The organism is Methylobacterium phyllostachyos (genome assembly GCF_900103445.1).
In the GTDB taxonomy this organism is placed as follows: domain Bacteria; phylum Pseudomonadota; class Alphaproteobacteria; order Rhizobiales; family Beijerinckiaceae; genus Methylobacterium; species Methylobacterium phyllostachyos.
On sequence record NZ_FNHS01000024.1, the window covers coordinates 1 to 17,012 of the forward strand.

Sequence of the window (17,012 nt, forward strand, 5' to 3'; positions counted from 1 at the left end):
GGCGGGGTGCGGAAATGCCCCCGCGCCGACCCGCTTCTGGGCCGAACCTGAGGATCCTGCGGACCCGTCCACTACGAGGCGGGGGACGGCTGGAAGGCCACGAGGCTGTGCGGGTTCCGGCGGTGCTACCGCGTCCGAGACCGTCAGACAGCGCGGCGCAGGACCGGGATCGCCGGAGACACCGCGACGAGAAAGACGGCACCGGGCGGGGACCATGCCCGCGCGATGCCGCGGGCGCCGCGGGGATCGGATCCCGCGCGTATCTGGCCGACACCTGGGTTCCCGCGGCGTCCCGCGTCCCGCGTGTTGTTCCTCAGCCATGCCCCCGGCGCCAGAAGCGCGCGGGGACGATGATGCGCAGCTTGAGGACAGGCTGGGGCAGGCCAGACGGGTCAGGGATGCGGGCAGATGCGCCGCACCGTTGTTCCCTCCCCGAAAAAATCGGTCTACACGGCCGCTCCCCCGAAACCGCTTACCTGCCCCGTATGCAGGACTGAGCCCGGAGACGCTTGATCCATGCCGATTCTCACCTTCCCCGACGGCAACACCCGGGAGATCGCCGCCGGCACCACCGGCCGCGCCGTGGTCGAGGGCATCGCCAAGTCGCTGGCCAAGCGCACCGTCGCCATGGCGCTCGACGGCACGGTCGCCGACCTCGACGATCCGATCGAGCGCGACGCCCGGATCGAGTTCCTGGACCGCACCGATCCGCGCAGCCTGGAGCTGATCCGGCACGATTGCGCGCACGTGCTCGCCGAGGCGGTGCAATCGCTCTGGCCGGAGACCCAGGTCACGATCGGCCCGGTGATCGAGAACGGTTTCTATTACGACTTCTACCGCGAGACCCCGTTCACGCCGGAGGATTTCCCGAAGATCGAGGCGAAGATGCGCGAGATCATTGCGCGTGACGCCCCCTTCACCAAGGAAGTCTGGAAGCGCGAGGATGTGCGCGCGCTGTTCGCCGACAAGGACGAAAAATTCAAGGTCGAGCTGGTCGACGCGATCCCGCCGGGGGAGGATCTGAAGATCTACCGCCAGGGCGACTGGTTCGACCTGTGCCGCGGCCCGCACATGACCTCGACCGGCAAGGTCGGATCCGCCTTCAAGCTGATGAAGGTGGCGGGCGCCTATTGGCGTGGTGATTCGAATAACCCGATGCTGACCCGCATCTACGGCACCGCCTGGGCGGCGCAGGCCGATCTCGACGGCTACCTGCACCGGCTGGAGGAGGCCGAGCGCCGGGACCACCGCCGGCTTGGCCGCGAGATGGACCTGTTCCACTTTCAGGAGGAGGGGCCGGGCGTCGTCTTCTGGCACGCCAAGGGCTGGACGATCTTCCAGGAGCTGATCGCCTACATGCGTCGGCGCCTGCGCGGCGACTACGCCGAGGTGAATGCGCCGCAGATCCTCGACAAGGCCCTCTGGGAGACCTCCGGCCACTGGGGCTGGTACCGGGAGAATATGTTCGCCGCGCAATCGGCGGGCGAGGAGGCCGAGGACAAGCGCTGGTTCGCCCTCAAGCCGATGAACTGCCCGGGCCACGTGCAGATCTTCAAGCACGGGCTGAAATCCTACCGCGACCTGCCCCTGCGCATGGCCGAATTCGGTGTCGTCCACCGCTACGAGCCGTCCGGCGCCATGCACGGGCTGATGCGCGTGCGCGGCTTCACGCAGGACGACGCTCACGTGTTCTGCACCGAGGACCAGCTCGCCGACGAGTGCCTGAAGATCAACGACCTGATCCTCTCGACCTACGCGGATTTCGGCTTCGACCAGATCGTCGTAAAACTCTCGACCCGGCCCGAGAAGCGGGTCGGCTCCGACGCGCTCTGGGACCACGCCGAGGAGGTGATGACCCGGGTGCTGGCGCAGATCGAGGAGCAGTCGGCCGGCCGGATCAAGACCGCGGTGAACCCGGGGGAGGGCGCGTTCTACGGGCCCAAATTCGAGTACGTGCTGCGCGACGCGATCGGCCGCGACTGGCAATGCGGCACCACGCAGGTCGACTTCAACCTGCCCGAGCGGTTCGGCGCCTTCTACATCGACGCCGACGGCGCAAGGAAGCCGCCCGTCATGGTCCACCGGGCGATCTGCGGCTCGATGGAGCGCTTCACCGGCATCCTGATCGAGCATTTCGCCGGGCACTTCCCGCTCTGGCTGGCGCCGGTCCAGGTGGTGGTGGCGACGATCACCGGCGAGGCCGACGCCTACGCCCGGGATGTCATCCGCACCCTCGAGCGCGCCGGCCTGCGTGTCGAGGCGGATCTGCGCAACGAGAAGATCAACTACAAGGTCCGGGAGCACTCGCTGGCCAAGGTGCCGGTGCTGCTGGCGCTCGGCAAGCGCGAGGCGGAGGAGCGGACGGTCTCGATCCGGCGGCTCGGCAGCCAGCAGACCCGCACGCTGCCGCTGACCGAGGCGGTGGCGGCCTTCGTCGCGGAGGCGACCGCCCCGGACATCCGCCGGGCCGAAGCCGTGGCCGAGGCGGTCCCGACGAGCGACACGGTCCTCGACGGGCACCACGCGGTGCAGGACGCCCCCTGACGGGGCAGCCTCGCGGGCCGGTTTTGGCGTCCGCCCTATCGACGCGCTCTCCTCCCCCTCTGCGAGGGGAGGGGAGGCACGGGACCCGAGATTCCCATTTTCCCACGGCGATCTTTGACATCGCTCTCCGCGACGATCTGGCGACCCGCCGCAGACATCCGGACACATCCGCGACACCGGATTGCGGTATTCAACCGGAAACATCCGGAGGGAACCATGACCCGCCTCGCCTGTGCCCTCGTCCTGAGCGCCCTCGCGACAGGTGCCGCCGCGCAGGAGCGGATCGACACGCGCACCCTGACTTGCGCCGCCCTGCGGGCCCGCGTCGCCCGGGATCGCACCGTGATCCTGGCGCGGAGCGAGACGGCCTACGAGACCGTCCACCTGGATTCCGGGTCGTGCCAACAGGACGAGACGGGCGCCCCGGCCTACGAGCCGTCGGCCGACGTGCCGTCCTGCTGGGCTGGCTGGCGCTGCAAACAGCGCAACAGCGACAGCGGCCAGCGCTGAGCCCGTCGCCGGCGATCAGCGGGCCTTGTCATGCTCCGCGAGGCCGACTGCCTTGTAATCGTAGGTCGGGTAGAACTCGGTGCGGTAGGCACCCCAGGCGGTGTCCTCGAGGACGCGGTTGACCTCCCGGAGCCGGGCGGCAGGCAGCCGCAGCGTGATGACCTGCCCGATTCCCATCACGACGTTCCACGAGACCACCTCGATCCCGGGGGGCGGGAAGGCCTTGTAGAAGCCCTGCTTGGCGAGCTGCGCGTTCAGCTCGGCCAGGGGTCGCGACTGGTCGTGGCGTAGGAAGACCGTCAGCAGGACGGCGTTGTCCGGCGTCGCCGTCGCGGAGCTCGGCGGAGGCGGCGGCGCCGTCTGCGCACGCGCCTCCGAGCCGACGGCACAGAGCAGCGCGAGCGCCGCGGCGAGGGATCCGACCGCACCAGCCATCCGTCTCATCCATTCTCCTCCTGCCCGCTCCGGTCTCGTGTCAACGCGAACGAGCGGCGGTGCTATCCCGGCCATGGGCCGTCAGCCGAGCTCGATATCGTAGGAGAGGCGCAGGCGCAGGCGCACCACGCCCTGCGCATCGCGCACGGCGATGACATAGTCCTGCCGCTCCCGGGGATCCGACAGGCCCTGGGCCACGCGGATCATCATCCGGGCCGCCTGTTCGCGGGCCGCGGCCAGATCGGGGAGGTCAAAGCCTTCGTTATCGCGAACGAGGTTGGTGCCGTCATGAAGGTCGATGAAATAGCGGGGCACGGATCTGGGCTCAGCGAGCGCATTGGCCCGGAAGAATCAATCTCGGTTGTTTCTACGTAGTTTCGGATCGATGAAAAACCGAGGTCGCGCATGTCGCACGGGGAAAAGCCGTCGCCTGTCAGCCGCCGAGCAAACTCTCGGCGAAGTCGTCCGGGATGCTGCCGAACTGGCCGAGGATGGTCACACCTTCCAGTTCACCGGTCTCGTCATCGGCGACGACCTTCAGGGCCGCCGCGCCGGGCAAGCGGGCGGCGAGCGCCTCGGCCTTCTTGAGGGCACCAAACTCGCTCTGTGCCGGCTCCTGCCGCGCCGGGCGCAGGCGATTGCGATGCATTTCGAAGGGTTGCACCACGAAGGTGGTCTTCAGCGCCATGATATTCCCACGGGGCGGTCGGTTGTCGTGACCGAGGCGGCAGGCTTGCGCCTCACAGGCTGCGCGTGGTGACCCCGAGCGCCAGCAGAATATAGGCGCCGATGAAGAACCATTGCCGGTGCGCCACCACGGTGCGTCCGACCATGGGGATGCGCGTGTACAGGCTGGCGATAGCGACACCGATCAGCGCGACGGAGACAAGAAACGTCAGGAGACGCGGGGCGGAGAGCGTGGGCATGCGCCATGCTGGCCGGGCTGGCCTTACCGAACCGTTATCGGTCGAGTCCGGGGACGAGGGGCCGGTCGGCCGTCAGCGGTCCCTTCGAGCCCGGAAGCAACCCGGCCTCGGCCAGCCAAAGTGCCATGATCGCCCCCGCGATCAGGGTCGCGAGCGAGGCCAGCCGACCGGTCCATCGCCGCAGAACGAGCATCATCACCAGGACGACCAGGAGGGCGAGGATGAGAGCCGGCATGAGCATGGCTGCGCCATGCCACGCCGCGGCCGCCGCGTCACCACGGAAGCGTCGCCGCGCCTCGCCGCCTGGCCATATCGATACTTCAAGCCCACCCACCCCGGGCCTTCCGACACTCTAGGTCCATTGCCCGAATGTTTCGCACCCGGAAAACACTCCCACAGTCGATGGCACCAGATGGGCTGGACCTGCAAGGTCTCGGCGACGATTGCCGAAAATACCCATCCGTGACCCACGGCAGGCATGCCAATCATGCGTGGGATGCTGGCTCAGGAACAATTTTGTAACTTGCATTCAGCGGTCAGAAGTAGCAAATCACTTGAGAGGGGCACACTAGGAATCTTAAAGTGACAGAAGAAACCACCGCTCCGGCTCCCAACTTCATCGAGTTGGCTGGAGACATTGTCGCCGCCTATGTGTCGAACAATCCGGTTCCGGCCGCGGAGCTTCCGGCGCTGATCGCGCGGGTCCACGGAGCGATTGCCGGACTCGTCTCGGGCACCCTGACGGCAGAGACCGGCACGGCCGCGCCCGCCGAGATCGACCGGCCGAGCGCCGCGCAAATCCGCAAGTCGGTCCGGCCAGACGGGATCGTCAGCTTCATCGACGGCAAGACCTACAAGACGCTCAAGCGCCACCTGACAAGCCATGGGCTCGACCCGCGGGCCTACCGGGACCGCTACGGCCTGCCGGCCGATTACCCGATGGTCGCCCCGGCCTATGCCGAGCAGCGCTCCGCGCTGGCCAAGGCAATCGGGCTGGGCCAGCCCGGCGCCATGGCCGAGCGTGAACGGAAGAGCCGTCGGGCGGCCTGAGGGCGAACGCGTTCAGGGGACGCCCCGTCGAGGACCGTTTCGTCGGTTCCGAGGCGGGGCCCGACCATTTGGTCATACCCGCAACGATTGCGATGTGGGTGTCCTGCAGCGATTGGCCGGGGCGCCCGTGACCGTTGCCGCAACGCCACATCTGTCCGCGACGTTGCTCGACACGGACAAGCTGCCACACTCTGCACAAAGCGGCTGCGCACGTCGGATCCCGAGAACGCCTATCGAGGGATCCTACAAGATGAAGCGAGAGCGGACGAAGACGAGTTCGGTCGTGCCCTTTCCGGCCTCCATCGCCCCGACCGTGGCCGACGAGGACACCGCATCGATCATTGCCGTGTTGCAGGACCAGCTGGCGCTCGCCCGCGAAGGCCGGTTGCGCTCAGTGGCCGTTGTCTCGGTCTCGGCGGACGGCGAGGCGATCGGAACGCAGTGGTCGTGCAAGAGTGGCGACATCAGCAGCCTGATCGGCAAGCTGACCGTATTGGCCCATGACCTGATGGCGGCGCGGAAGTAAGCGGCTGCTTTCGAATTTACGCCGCGCGGCGACGGATCGGCGCGGTCCATTCCCACCCGGCACCGGCCGGGGTGCAGCACCGTTCCAGATCGTGGCCCGGTTCCGGACCGCCCGAGGAGTGCCTGCCTTGAAACCCGTCCTGCTCGCAGCCCTACTCTCTGCAGCCTTGCTGCCCGGCGGGTCCGTGTCCGCAGAGGAGCCTGCGGCAACCGGGCGGACCGAGACACTCGACGGGCTTGCGCGGATCGTCGGCGCACAGGCCGGCATCGTGCTGTATTGCCGCAAGTTCTACTCGGTGGATGACGCGGTCTCGGACGGCCTGTCTCGAACAGCCCGTCGCGCCCTCGAGGCTGCTATGGGCCACCATCGGGCCGAGGCTACCATCGCGACGGAGGGCCGGCGTGTGGCCGACACAATCGCGACGGTAGGCGCCGACCAATGGTGCGCCGACCAGCGCGACATCCTCAATACGGACGGTATCCGGGTCTTCGTGGATTGATCTTACGCGGGACCGCTCAATCCGAGGTGACGCGGCGGACGCCGCATCCCCGTCGTCCGGCCCGAAGTGCGACTTCGGTGAAAGTCAGATATTCGCTGCGCGCCGCCGCTTGGTTCTGCAATGCAGAACCGATTATCTTCTTGTTCGGTGTGCCATCGTCTGTCATGTTTTGACGGCGGATGACTCTAAACAGATCACGCCGGTCTCGATCATCCGGACAAGAGCCCTGAAGGGCCGTGGGATCGGCGGAGGAGAAAACGCCATGTCCCGAGTGATCTATCTCGCTGTCGCCCTCGTCGTGTTCGGCGCCGCCCTCACGCTCTTCGCCTTCCTCCGAGCGCCGCGCTCGAAAGAGTTCGCTGGGTGGGACGTGGTGTTCATGGGCGGAATCGGTGCCGTCGCCCTCGGCTTCCTGACCACCCTCGTCGAGGTGATCACCGAGTAGGTGCTCGCTCCCCATGCCGGACGACCGCACACCACGCGCGATCGGTCTGTCCGGCCCGCCGGCATCGTCCGTGCCCATGCCAGCGACAGACTACGATGAAGATCGGGGGTACAGACAATTTGATGTTTTCCACGAACGCTGTTTGAAGGCGCATCGCCGATCCTCGCGCCATGAGTTCCCACGAGGCAGCGATGTTCGAACGGCGCAGCTCTCCACGTACGCTCCTGAATGAGACCGGCAGCATCTCGGTCGACGAGCATCGCAGCGTGCCCTGCGTGGTTTACGATCGATCCATGGGCGGCGTCCGCATCACCCTTCCGGAGGCGGAGATCGTCCCGGATCGCTTTGTGTTGAGTCTCAAGGCGAGCAACGAGATCCTCATCTGCCGGGCGGTCTGGCGGAAACTGGAGGAGATCGGAGCGTCCACCGAGACGACCGAATTGCCGCGACCAGCCCAGTCCGGATTGCGACGCGTCCAGACGGTCGCTTGATCCGGCCGCCCGCAGACGCAGCGCCGTCCGGTGACGCCAAGCGGCACCTTCGGGCGGGTTGATCATTTCCATCAGGTGCCGGCATCGAGACGATGCGGCGCGGAGGGACGGGCCATGTCGGATCCACGAACACGCAACGCCGATGAGGCGTCCGATCCAGACCTGCCCCAGGGTCTGCCGATGCCGCCGAATACAGGGGAGATGCCACCCCCGCGCCTGCCCCCGGCACCGGAGGATGATCCGGCCCCGCCGCGCGGGGGACCGGCACCCGATATTGACGACGTCCCGGGCCTGTGACGCTCCCGCCGCGCGGTCCGGATCGCCGCGCTCGATGCAAAATCACGCGTGGAATTCTGCTCAGGTGCTTCTGGGTACTTGCGGTCGGTTCGCCTTGGATCTCGATGGCCGCGGCCGCCGAACAACCCCTCAGCATCGAGCGGCTGCGCGCGGACGGCTGGGAAATCGCCGGTTATACCGGGACCTTCGACAATCGCTCCTCCCTGATCTTGTTCCGCAAGCAGGACCGATCCCACCTCGTCCAATGCTCGGTTCTATACGACGTGACGCGCAACCCGCGTGTCGTCACGAACTGCTATGAGTTGCATTAACGGGCATATCCTCCACGATCCCGCCTGCCGATCTGGCTGCGTGCGGGGTCATCCTCAATCCCAGTCGATATTCAGGGACCGTTCGAAGGCGGCGGCCGTCGTCTCCTTGCCCTTTGGATCGACGACCGTGATCTCGCGGAAGCCCCGCCGGGCCAGTTCCCAAGTCTTCTCCATAGCCTGCTCGTCAGTCCCGCAGGCGAAGCTCATGACACGCCCGGACGGGTCGATCCCCTTGACGGTGAACACAACACTCTCCTCACTCGCTCGACACCATATAGGGCCGCAGGCCCGATCCTGCCCCCCGGGGGGGGTGAGAGGGTCAGGGACCCGAACGGGCCGCTTCGCGTTATCTGGAGATGGGGAGCCTCCGGATGACGAACGCCCGTGAGACCCTGCCACCGAACCGGCCTGGATCGGCCGATCCGGATCCGGTCGGGGATACCGATCTTGAGCACGATACCTCGAACCGGCCTCTGCCGATGACCGGTGAGGAGCCGGATGTCGGCTTGTCACAGAAGGGCACCGACGAGGACGCCGTCATTCGGCGAGAGACGGAGATCTGACCGTCACGCTCCCGTGACGTCTGAACGCGGCCACTTGTGCGACGCATAACGACGTCAGCCGCGTTCGATCGGGCGGTCTTGAGGAGACCGAGCATGGCCGACATTCCAAGCTTAGAGGCCCCACCATGGGTGCGTGACTTCGCCAAAAGCAGGCTGGAACAGGCGCGCAGAGCTTTCCCAAGCGTCATCGGACCGGTGCGTCGCACGACGGACCCTTTGCACAGGTCGATGGATCTGACCTCCACCAGCACACGAGCCTGGCTCACCCGGTGCGTGGATCACGCCGAGCAAAATGTCCGCGCCCCCTGGACCTCGCATAGTAACTCACGGTGACACACTCGACCCCCGAAGCAACATAGCCAGGCACAGTTCGTGCGCGAGTGGTTCGCCGCCATGCACGCCCCAGCACAGGGTCTGTGCAAACTCACCCAAAGCGCCCGTCAGCGAGGCGCCAAACAGACGCGTGCCGCGGTGCGGTGGGCCATCGGCGGTCTCGAAGGCGGTCGAGCAGATCGCGCCTTGACCGCATTGCGGACTTGATCCGGCGACGCGTCAAACGTCGCCGGTCTCATGGGGGATCGGGAATGATCGATGGAGACGTGGGCCGTCTGGCCGACGAGAGCCTGCGGTTGAGTCTCCGTCAGGCTGAACTGGCTGTCCTCTTGGTGACGGCAGCGCAATACGCGTGGCTGGATCTGTGTGTCGATGGATACCGGACGATGGGGCTAATCCTGAGTGCCACGTCGGATCAGCGGGACCGGACACGGCGATTGATCCGACGCGGCGTCCCGCCGGAAGCGGCCGCCCGCGCACTGCGCATCGTCTGAGCGGCGCAGCGCGCGGCTGGGCGACTCGGCAGCCTGCCCTGGCCTGGGATCCTCAGCGCACCGTCTCAGCGGAGGCTTGCGTGAAGGATCGTCTGGCCATCGAAGCGGATTGCGCAGAACCGATTGCCGGGGGGACCGGAAGCGGCGTGGTTGTCGGTGTTTCGAGCCGCCGGGCCTGCTGGGCCGTCCAGGCCTGCTCCCGATAGAGCGGCGGCGTCAGGTGCAGGCGCTCGTCGGCCGCGGCAGGGCCGGTCAAGGCAGCGGCCGAGATGAGCGCGGCCGACGCGTGAATGAAGATCGTGCGCATGGTGCGTCTCCGTTTCGATCGCAAATCGGATCGCGGTGAGCGACCGACGCCCTACGAAACCACGCTTTTGTGCACTGCGGTATGCCTGTGATGCAATGCACCATATCGCAGATTCGGCATTGTTCTGCAAGTGTGGTAAAGAGATCAGAGGATGGACACACAAGCATACACTGTCGTGCCATGCATTTGATGCAGATGAAATAAACTTCATCCCCTTCGACCTCAAACGAAAATTGAATCGGCCTGAAATATAATTTTATTTGGTGTCCCAATTGCGAGTTCAAGGAGTTCAAAGCAGCCCATCGCGCCGACGTGATGGTCGCAACGCGAATCAGCAACAGGTTCGCAAGATCCGCGTCACACGGAGGCGCTACTGAGCATACGGATCGCGAAGCACCCGGAGCGACAGCATGACGTCTGCCGATCTCGACAAACGCGCCGAGCTGACTGTCTGGCCCAAGCGCGCACCCGGCCGGTCGGCACAGGGACGTCCGTTCGCGACCCTTCGGGAAGCGCTCGCCGTCGCCGCTCAGGCAATCGAGACCGAGGATGCGCAGCCCTGGATCATCACTGAGGCGGGCGACATCCTCTCGCCGCGCTGGATTCGGGCCAATTCCCTGACCGGCCCGCTGCAATAGAAGAATCGGCCGCTGCGGGGGAGGAATTCGCGCTCAGCAGCCGATGCAGATGTCATGCACCACGTGCTGGTGCCGGGACCCGGTCCGCTGGTTCGGAAGCCGGCCGGCAACGGAGGGGAACCCGCTGCCGGGCATGCTGAGGTTGCGTCGGCCTTCGAGGGGATCGTTCTGTGGCGGAGCCGGTCCCGCGGCCGACGTAGACCGTTCCGCCATCTCGCTGTTCGCCATGCCAGGTGCCGGTAGCGTGAGGGCCATACCGGGCGTGGGCGGCACTTGAGCAAACTCTCCCGCCCGAGCCGAAGCCGGAGCTGCGAAGATCAGGAATCCGAGGATGAGCCGGCTTCGCGCAACCATCACGCCTTCCCCGGTCCTGGTGTTCGGTGGGAACCGGCGCCTATGAACGCCAGGGCGCCGATTGAGCGGCCTTGGCAGGCCTGCTCGCGTTGTGGTCCGGCCACGGACACGCGTGATGACGCGCGCTCCGGGCCAAACCGGTCTCCGCTTCAGCGGGGACTGCTTCAGTATGCCCGGCCGTAATATGGCTGCGAGATCGGCCGATAGCGATCGCTCACGGGCCACGTATAAGGCTGGTTCTTACCGGTCCGCACCGCGGCTCCGAAACTCGGCTCGTTGAAGCCGATCCCGTGGAGGCCCGTGGCCTTACCCGCCCCGCGATGCTGGGGCCCCGCCTCGCGCGCCAGGGCCATGCTCGACAGACCCAGAACGACAGCAGCCGCGACCGTAACGCGGCTCAGAATGACGGTCATCTCTGTCTCCTGTCCCGTTCCGGCCAAGATGCCGGCGTGAAATGAACAGCGGCGTTGGATCCTCGGTTCCGGGGCCCGGCCCGTCAGTATGCGCCGGCTCCGCCCAGGCAGGCCTCGGCGAGGGGGCCGCTACAGAGGTCGTTGATGCGGCCCGGGCTGGCAGCCGCTCCTCCGATGCCGGCGCCACCGGGCGCGCCCCCGCCGGCCTGGGCCGTACTTGCCGCCTGGACGAGGGCGAGATCCCGGCCCGCCACCGTACCCGAGGCGGTCTCGATCCCGGCGCCGCCCGAGACCGGTCCCGCCGCGCCGGACGTGATCGCGACCGAGACGGCATTCGCGACACCGCCTCCGCCGGTGCCGAACGCCGCGAGACCGGAGGATGCAGTCACGAGGGCGGCCGCGTCCGCGGCGTTCGCGGTCCCGCTTGCGCCCGAGACCGACGATGTGGTGGCCCCGGTCGAGCCCAGGCTCGTGGTGGCGCCCGACCCGCTGGCGATCCCCAAGTCGGAAGTGCCGAATGTCGGTGCGCCGAACGCGGAGGTCCGTGTCGCGCTCAGGCTTGTGCTCAGGCTCGTCGTCCCCGTCGTGAATGACGTGCCGCTCCCAAGGCCCGTCACTCCGAGACCCGTCACTCCGAGACCCGTCACTCCGAGACCCGTCGCGAGTGCGCCTGTCGACAGCGAACCGAGCGCCAAGGTCGACGCTGAACCCAGGCTCGTTCCCGAACTGCCCAACGTGCTGGTGGCACCGGTCGTGCCGCGGGTTCCGGTGACCCCAGCGCCGCCGGTGATTCCGGTGCTCGACGAGAGGCCGAGCTGACCGGCACCGGGCAGCGCGCTGCTGGGCGCTCCGATCGTACCGCCGCCGCCGCCGCCACCGCTCAGGCTGAGCTGGCCGGCATTCAGGAGCCCGCCGGTCTGAGCCGACAGGGTTGGAAACGGTCCGGTCGTGGAGCCGCCGCCGAGGCTGAGCTGCCCGGGATTGGCGATCGCCGTCGTGGGCTCCAGCGAGGCCGCGGCGGGTGCCGTCGCGGTGGCCGACAGGCTCTGGGCCGTGGCCGGGGCGGCGGACACCAGCAAGAGGGCGGCGAGCGTGGCGCGCATGACGAACTCTCGAAAACCGGATCTCAAGCCCAACCGGCGCGAATCCGGCCTGTTCCGGCGGCGCGCCGCCGCGGCCCGGGCGGACGGCCTTCATGCTGCCGGAAAGACGGTGTCGTCTCCGTTCCGGGATCCGCCCAACGCACGATCGTACCCTTGTCCGATTCCTTCGCCCGAGGCTTGCGCCGCGCCGGCTGGCTCGCCGGACTGCCGGCGCTCGCGCTGATCGGGGTGAGCGCGACGCTTTACGCCGCCCCACAGATCGCCGGCCGGCTTGAGGCTGAGGCCGCAGACGTGGCGGCCGGCACGGCCACCGAGACCGGCGAGCCCTGGCTGCGGCTGGAGGCCCGGGGCCGCGACCTCATGGTGGACGGCGAGGCGCCGGATGCGGAGGCGCGGGCGGCCGTCCTGTCCCGCCTCGCCGCGCTGGACGGGCCCCGGCGCATCGTCTCGGGTATCGGGCTGGTCGAGACCGCGACACCGTTCCGGTGGGCGGCGATCCGCGTGGGACCGGGCCGGGTCGCCCTGGAGGGCAGCCGTCCGGCGGAGATCGGTCGGCGGGCCCTGGAGGCCCGGGTCACCGGGGCGCTCGCCCCCGGCACCAGCCTCGACGACACCGCCCGGGCCGCCCGGGGGGCGCCGCCGGATTTTCCGAGCGCGGCGGCCTTCCTGGCGGCGCGGCTCTCCGGGCTGGCGGCGGGCGGGCGGGCCGCGCTCAGCGACACCGTGCTCAACCTCTCGGGCGAGGCCGTCGACGTGCCAGCCTACGAGGCGCTGCGGGCCGTCCTGTCGGAACCGCCGGCGGGGTTCAGCATCGGCCGCGTCGAGATCCTGCCGCCGCGGGTGGCGCAATACCGCTTCACCGTCGAGAAGGACGCGGGCGGAATCGTGCTCGACGGCTTCGTCCCCTCCGCGGCCGACCGGGAGGTGGCCCGGCGCGCCGCCCAGGAGGCCGCACAGGAGACTGCCAGCGCGACCGTCGACGACCGGCTCGTAACCGCCCGGGGGCTCGATCCGGCGATCGATCCGAAAACCCTGATCGCCTTCGCGTTCCGGCTGGCCGCGCTGATCCAGACGGGCCGCGTCACCTTCGCGGACGGCGCGGTCTCCATCAGCGGCGATGCCATGGACGGGCAGGCGATGCCCGACGCCGAGGCGCTGATGCGCGAGGCCCGGCCCGCCGGCGTCGCAGCCGGGCGGATCTCGCTGACGGCGCGGCCGCTCTCCCCCTACCGGGTGGCGATCCGCCGGACGCCGGAGGCGGTGACGCTCACCGGGCATGTGCCGGACGTGGCCACCCGGGAGCGGGTGCTCGATGCGCTCAGGCCCCGCCTGTTCCGCGAGCCAATCCTCGACCGGACGCGTCTTGCCGATGGCGCGCCGCCCGATCTCGGGGCGGCGCTCGCCGCCGCGGCGCCGCTGGTGGCGGGTCTCGCTACGGGTGAGGCCAGCGTGTCCGACCGGACGCTGACGCTCACCGGCGAGAGCCTCTACCGCGAGGTCGCCGCCCGCGCCCCCGACCGGCTCGCCGAGGCGCTGCCCCCCGGCTGGACCGGACAGGCCGCGGTCTCGGCCCGGCAGCCGGCCGAACGGCGCGACCCGGCGACCTGCCGGGCCGATTTCGCCGCCGTGACCGCGGGGGCGGATCTGCGCTTCCCGGCAGGCAGCGCCGTGCCGGGGCCGGCCTTCTACCCGACCCTCGACGCCCTGGCGGCCCTGGCCAAGGCCTGCCCGAGCCTGCGCATCGCCGTCTCGGGCCCCGCCGATCCCGCGAAGGCCGCGCCGACACCGGCCGCCGGCCCGGGGGAGGGTGCCCATCCGGCCGCGCCGTCCGAGGCCGAGGCGACCCGCGTCGCCAGTGCGGCCAAGGCGGAGGCGACCGGCAAGCCGGATGCGAAGGCGAGCGGCAAGCACGACAAGGCGGAGGCCAAGGCCGATCCTAAGGACGCCGCCAAGAAGGACGCCCCCAAGCGCGGCAAGCCGGCCCCCAAAAAACCCGAGGCGGCCGCCGAGGAGCCGCCGCAGGACCTGCCCCGGCTGCGCACCCAGGCCGTGGTGGAGTATCTGCTCCAGGCCGGCGCCCGGCCGGATCAGGTGAGCACCGGCCCGGATGCGCCCGCCGGCCCCGTCACCTTCGCGCTGCTGCCGTGAGGCCCCCTCGATCCGCCGCGCGCCCCGATGCGCTGGGGCGCCGCATCCGTTTGGAGACTGCACGGCCGTGATGCTGCTGCTTGCCGGATTCTGGCCCGGGCTCGCCGGGGCGGGAGCGCTCGGCCTCGTCGTCGGGGCGCTCGCGGGCTGGCCGAACCGCTATGCCGTGCCGCTCGGCCTGTTCGTGGCCGCCGGCCTCCTGGCAGCGGCAGCGCTCGCCGCGATCGTGCCCGGCCTGGCCGGGCTCTGGCTGGAGGGGGCGGCCCTGATCCTGCCGCCCTACATCGCGGGCTGCGCCCTCGGCGCCCTCGGACGCCACCTCGTCGCCCGGCGCTGAGCCTCCGGGAACCGTCCCGCCCCCGGCCGGCGTTGCCTCCTCATACGGGCCCGAGGCCCACCCCGTTCGACGAGGCCACCATGTCGATGACCGACCGACGAGCGCGCCCGGCGCGCGCCGCCCTCCGCCTGCCGCGCCCCCGGGCGGGCGCCGCCGCCACCGGCCTGTTCCTGACCGGACTGGCGCTGGCCGCCGCCACGGTGCCGCTGGCCGAGCCCGCCGACGCCACCACCGCCCACGGTACCGCCCAGGCGGCGCTGACCAGCCCGGCCCGCTAAAAGAGGCCGCCCTTCCCCGCGCGTCTCCCTCCCCCCTTTGCGGGGGAGGGTGGCCCCTGCGTCAGCAGGGGTCGGGAGAGGGGAACCCGGGTTCAGGAAGAGGCGCGGGCTTCATGACGGCCGTAGCCCGGATTCTACACCGTCGCTCCCCTCTCCCGACCCCCTTCGGGGGCCACCCTCCCCCGCAGAGGGGGGGAGGGGGAGACGCGGGGCGCGCGTGCCTGTCCAATGAAGCGACGGACCACCGCCCCCGCGAGGCAACCGACCCCGTCCTCAAGCGGTTGTTCGCCCGGGCCCGCTTCGGGCACCGGGGAGGGGCGCATGGGACTGCTCGAATCGGCGATCGGCGGCGTGCTTGGACAGGTGTTCGGCGGTCAGAAGGGCGGCGCCGGCGGGATGTCGCCCCTGGTGAAGGCCCTGCTGATGCTGCTGCTCGCCAAGGGCGCGAGCGGCGGCTTCGGCGACATCTTCGGGCGCGGACGCCAGGGCGAGCCCGGCCCCGAGGCCGACCGCTCCGGCGGCGCCGGACCCTATAGCCGCGATCCCGGCCAGCACCCCGCCGATGCCGGCGGGCGCCGGCCCGACGAGACCGGCGATATTGGCGGCTGGGACCAGTATGGCGGCCGCCGCGACAGCGGCCCGGAGGGCACCGTCGACCCGTCCCTGCCGCCCGGCGATTTCTCGGACCTGTCCGGCATGCTCGACGGCCCCGGCGACGCCCCGGCTCCGAGCCGCGCCGCCCCGGCGGGGCAGGGGGATCTCGGCGGCCTCGACGGGCTGGTGGACCGCTTCCGCCAGGGCGGCCTCGGCGACGTGATCGAGTCCTGGATCGGCCACGGCGCCAACCGCCCGGTGGCCCCGGACCAGCTCGCCCGGGCGCTCGGCCCCGACACGGTGGACACCCTCCAGCAGCAGACCGGGATGGACCGCGAGACGCTTCTTTCTCAGTTGGCCCAGGCGCTGCCGGAGGTGGTGCACGCGCTCACGCCGCAGGGGCGGGTGCCGGGGGAGGATGAGCGGCGGGGGTGGTGAACAGAGTAGTTACCCCTTGTTTCCAGAACTCTTTCTTGACCTCCTCGCCGTTACTTTCAGCTTAGCCTCCATAATTTTATTGGACGCATCTACTATAGCTTCAGCGTCTATATCAATCTTACTACTGCGGCCATTAGTAGGTAATTTTTGCTTCACTGCCGCCTTGCCAGCTGGATTGTTATCTCCGTCAGGATACATATTATGAAATATGCTCTTCAAGTCTGCGCCTGCTTGATCTGCCGCACCAAAGACACTTCGAAGCATGCTTGAGAATGTTGGACTAAGGGACAGATTTGAGAACGCTGGAGAAGAAGCGTACTCATCAAGGGTAATGCTGTTTTCCATTTTTGAGATTTTAATCAGGTCTTCAATCCCAGCTTCCTCACCAAGAATGGCCTGTCTGTAGATGCGCATTCTTGTGTTTGAAGAAGTCCAATCATGTTCATTTATAATCTTTTGCGCATCGTCTAATTTGTCTAGCATGATAAGGGCTTTTGCCCTGCCAATAATCATTTCACGCTTGAGCAAATCACTCGACGGTTTGAATTTACAATAGCCTAAAAATAAAAGTCGCTCGGCCAACTCGTGCCTTCCACTTCTGCTGATCATAGCAGCATGCGCCAACAGCAGCTTATCCGCAGCAGCAATTTGCTCTTCATCAGACTTGAAAATTGCCCGCCATATGATATGAGATATGATGATACCATACTCAACTATAATTGCTGTTGTTTCACTGAGATATTTTGGGTCAACATTGATCTTCTTGTCTATCTTTTGAATCTCATCCTCTTTGAGGCCGTACTTCAAACAATTTGTAATATATCTCTTGCTCACAACTAAATCTGTGTGTGCACAAAGGTTTCGCCTCTCGAAAATTTCGCAAAATGTCGGCATCTCTCTTGTGAAATCTAGCACCTTCACTTTCAAGCGATTCGAAATCCAGTCGATTTGATCTCTATGCGAGGCATGCATAATCGA

Annotated in this window: 24 protein-coding genes; 14 read left to right on the plus strand and 10 right to left on the minus strand. The window is 67.8% G+C overall.

Annotated elements, in window-relative coordinates:
* Positions 1-516 precede the first annotated feature (516 nt).
* Positions 517-2,544, plus strand: coding sequence for a threonine--tRNA ligase (gene thrS / locus BLQ49_RS26495; RefSeq protein ID WP_091721989.1), 2,028 nt, complete (start codon positions 517-519; stop codon positions 2,542-2,544).
* A gap of 216 nt (positions 2,545-2,760) precedes the next feature.
* On the plus strand, positions 2,761-3,054 hold the full coding sequence (locus tag BLQ49_RS26500) for a hypothetical protein (RefSeq protein ID WP_091721992.1): 294 nt from the start codon (positions 2,761-2,763) through the stop codon (positions 3,052-3,054).
* Positions 3,055-3,069: 15 nt separating this feature from the next.
* Here BLQ49_RS26500 and BLQ49_RS26505 read toward each other — a convergent pair whose 3' ends face one another.
* From BLQ49_RS26505 to BLQ49_RS26525, 5 genes are all read right to left on the minus strand, one after another.
* On the minus strand, positions 3,070-3,498 hold the full coding sequence (locus BLQ49_RS26505) for a hypothetical protein (RefSeq protein WP_091721994.1): 429 nt from the start codon (positions 3,496-3,498) through the stop codon (positions 3,070-3,072).
* Positions 3,499-3,570: 72 nt separating this feature from the next.
* The gene (locus BLQ49_RS26510; RefSeq protein WP_091721997.1) at positions 3,571-3,804 is read right to left on the minus strand and encodes a DUF6894 family protein; all 234 of its coding nucleotides are present in this window, start codon (positions 3,802-3,804) and stop codon (positions 3,571-3,573) included.
* Between the two features lie 118 nt (positions 3,805-3,922).
* The gene (locus tag BLQ49_RS26515; protein ID WP_091722000.1) at positions 3,923-4,177 is read right to left on the minus strand and encodes a hypothetical protein; all 255 of its coding nucleotides are present in this window, start codon (positions 4,175-4,177) and stop codon (positions 3,923-3,925) included.
* 52 nt (positions 4,178-4,229) lie between these two features.
* A complete protein-coding gene (locus BLQ49_RS26520; protein ID WP_091722002.1) occupies positions 4,230-4,415 on the minus strand; it encodes a hypothetical protein in 186 nt (61 codons plus the stop codon).
* Between the two features lie 34 nt (positions 4,416-4,449).
* Positions 4,450-4,650, minus strand: coding sequence for a hypothetical protein (locus BLQ49_RS26525; protein ID WP_425284034.1), 201 nt, complete (start codon positions 4,648-4,650; stop codon positions 4,450-4,452).
* A gap of 347 nt (positions 4,651-4,997) precedes the next feature.
* Here BLQ49_RS26525 and BLQ49_RS26530 point away from each other — a divergent pair, with 347 nt between their 5' ends.
* The 6 genes from BLQ49_RS26530 to BLQ49_RS26555 all read left to right on the plus strand — a co-directional run bounded on the left by BLQ49_RS26530 (position 4,998) and on the right by BLQ49_RS26555 (position 8,034).
* A complete protein-coding gene (locus tag BLQ49_RS26530) occupies positions 4,998-5,465 on the plus strand; it encodes a Ros/MucR family transcriptional regulator (protein ID WP_091722008.1) in 468 nt (155 codons plus the stop codon).
* 250 nt (positions 5,466-5,715) lie between these two features.
* Positions 5,716-5,991: a hypothetical protein gene (locus BLQ49_RS26535; protein WP_091722011.1), complete on the plus strand. Its 276-nt coding sequence runs from the start codon at positions 5,716-5,718 to the stop codon at positions 5,989-5,991.
* A 118-nt stretch (positions 5,992-6,109) separates the two neighbouring features.
* Positions 6,110-6,490, plus strand: coding sequence for a hypothetical protein (locus tag BLQ49_RS26540; RefSeq protein WP_244507772.1), 381 nt, complete (start codon positions 6,110-6,112; stop codon positions 6,488-6,490).
* 262 nt (positions 6,491-6,752) lie between these two features.
* Complete coding sequence (locus BLQ49_RS26545) at positions 6,753-6,935, plus strand: hypothetical protein (RefSeq protein ID WP_091722016.1); 183 nt, start codon at positions 6,753-6,755, stop codon at positions 6,933-6,935.
* A gap of 170 nt (positions 6,936-7,105) precedes the next feature.
* Positions 7,106-7,426: a PilZ domain-containing protein gene (locus BLQ49_RS26550; RefSeq protein ID WP_244507773.1), complete on the plus strand. Its 321-nt coding sequence runs from the start codon at positions 7,106-7,108 to the stop codon at positions 7,424-7,426.
* 401 nt (positions 7,427-7,827) lie between these two features.
* Positions 7,828-8,034 (plus strand): hypothetical protein, encoded by a 207-nt coding sequence (locus BLQ49_RS26555; protein ID WP_091722022.1) that lies wholly within the window; start codon positions 7,828-7,830, stop codon positions 8,032-8,034.
* 54 nt (positions 8,035-8,088) lie between these two features.
* On the opposite strand, the gene BLQ49_RS26560 is transcribed toward BLQ49_RS26555, so the two are convergent.
* Entirely contained in the window at positions 8,089-8,280 is a 192-nt protein-coding gene (locus BLQ49_RS26560; protein WP_091722025.1) for a hypothetical protein, read from the minus strand.
* A 125-nt stretch (positions 8,281-8,405) separates the two neighbouring features.
* On the opposite strand from BLQ49_RS26560, the gene BLQ49_RS26565 reads away from it, so the two are divergent.
* Positions 8,406-8,597, plus strand: coding sequence for a hypothetical protein (locus BLQ49_RS26565; RefSeq protein WP_143012333.1), 192 nt, complete (start codon positions 8,406-8,408; stop codon positions 8,595-8,597).
* A gap of 879 nt (positions 8,598-9,476) precedes the next feature.
* Here BLQ49_RS26565 and BLQ49_RS26575 read toward each other — a convergent pair.
* Positions 9,477-9,731, minus strand: coding sequence for a hypothetical protein (locus BLQ49_RS26575; protein ID WP_091722034.1), 255 nt, complete (start codon positions 9,729-9,731; stop codon positions 9,477-9,479).
* A gap of 410 nt (positions 9,732-10,141) precedes the next feature.
* Between BLQ49_RS26575 and BLQ49_RS26580 the strand changes: the two genes are divergently transcribed.
* Positions 10,142-10,369 carry a hypothetical protein gene (locus BLQ49_RS26580; protein ID WP_091722037.1) on the plus strand — a complete coding sequence of 76 codons (228 nt, stop codon included), beginning with the start codon at positions 10,142-10,144 and terminating at the stop codon, positions 10,367-10,369.
* A 518-nt stretch (positions 10,370-10,887) separates the two neighbouring features.
* Here BLQ49_RS26580 and BLQ49_RS26590 read toward each other — a convergent pair.
* Together BLQ49_RS26590 and BLQ49_RS26595 are read right to left on the minus strand one after the other, a co-directional pair.
* Entirely contained in the window at positions 10,888-11,136 is a 249-nt protein-coding gene (locus tag BLQ49_RS26590) for a hypothetical protein (protein WP_091722042.1), read from the minus strand.
* 83 nt (positions 11,137-11,219) lie between these two features.
* Entirely contained in the window at positions 11,220-12,239 is a 1,020-nt protein-coding gene (locus tag BLQ49_RS26595; RefSeq protein WP_091722045.1) for a hypothetical protein, read from the minus strand.
* Between the two features lie 153 nt (positions 12,240-12,392).
* On the opposite strand from BLQ49_RS26595, the gene BLQ49_RS26600 reads away from it, so the two are divergent.
* The 4 genes from BLQ49_RS26600 to BLQ49_RS26615 all read left to right on the plus strand — a co-directional run bounded on the left by BLQ49_RS26600 (position 12,393) and on the right by BLQ49_RS26615 (position 16,034).
* Positions 12,393-14,387, plus strand: coding sequence for a BON domain-containing protein (locus BLQ49_RS26600; RefSeq protein WP_091722047.1), 1,995 nt, complete (start codon positions 12,393-12,395; stop codon positions 14,385-14,387).
* A 70-nt stretch (positions 14,388-14,457) separates the two neighbouring features.
* On the plus strand, positions 14,458-14,724 hold the full coding sequence (locus BLQ49_RS26605) for a hypothetical protein (RefSeq protein ID WP_425284035.1): 267 nt from the start codon (positions 14,458-14,460) through the stop codon (positions 14,722-14,724).
* Positions 14,725-14,804: 80 nt separating this feature from the next.
* On the plus strand, positions 14,805-15,002 hold the full coding sequence (locus tag BLQ49_RS26610; RefSeq protein ID WP_091722052.1) for a hypothetical protein: 198 nt from the start codon (positions 14,805-14,807) through the stop codon (positions 15,000-15,002).
* Between the two features lie 321 nt (positions 15,003-15,323).
* Complete coding sequence (locus tag BLQ49_RS26615) at positions 15,324-16,034, plus strand: YidB family protein (RefSeq protein ID WP_091722055.1); 711 nt, start codon at positions 15,324-15,326, stop codon at positions 16,032-16,034.
* A 9-nt stretch (positions 16,035-16,043) separates the two neighbouring features.
* Here BLQ49_RS26615 and BLQ49_RS29290 read toward each other — a convergent pair whose 3' ends face one another.
* Complete coding sequence (locus BLQ49_RS29290) at positions 16,044-16,961, minus strand: hypothetical protein (RefSeq protein ID WP_143012334.1); 918 nt, start codon at positions 16,959-16,961, stop codon at positions 16,044-16,046.
* Positions 16,962-17,012: the final 51 nt, after the last annotated feature.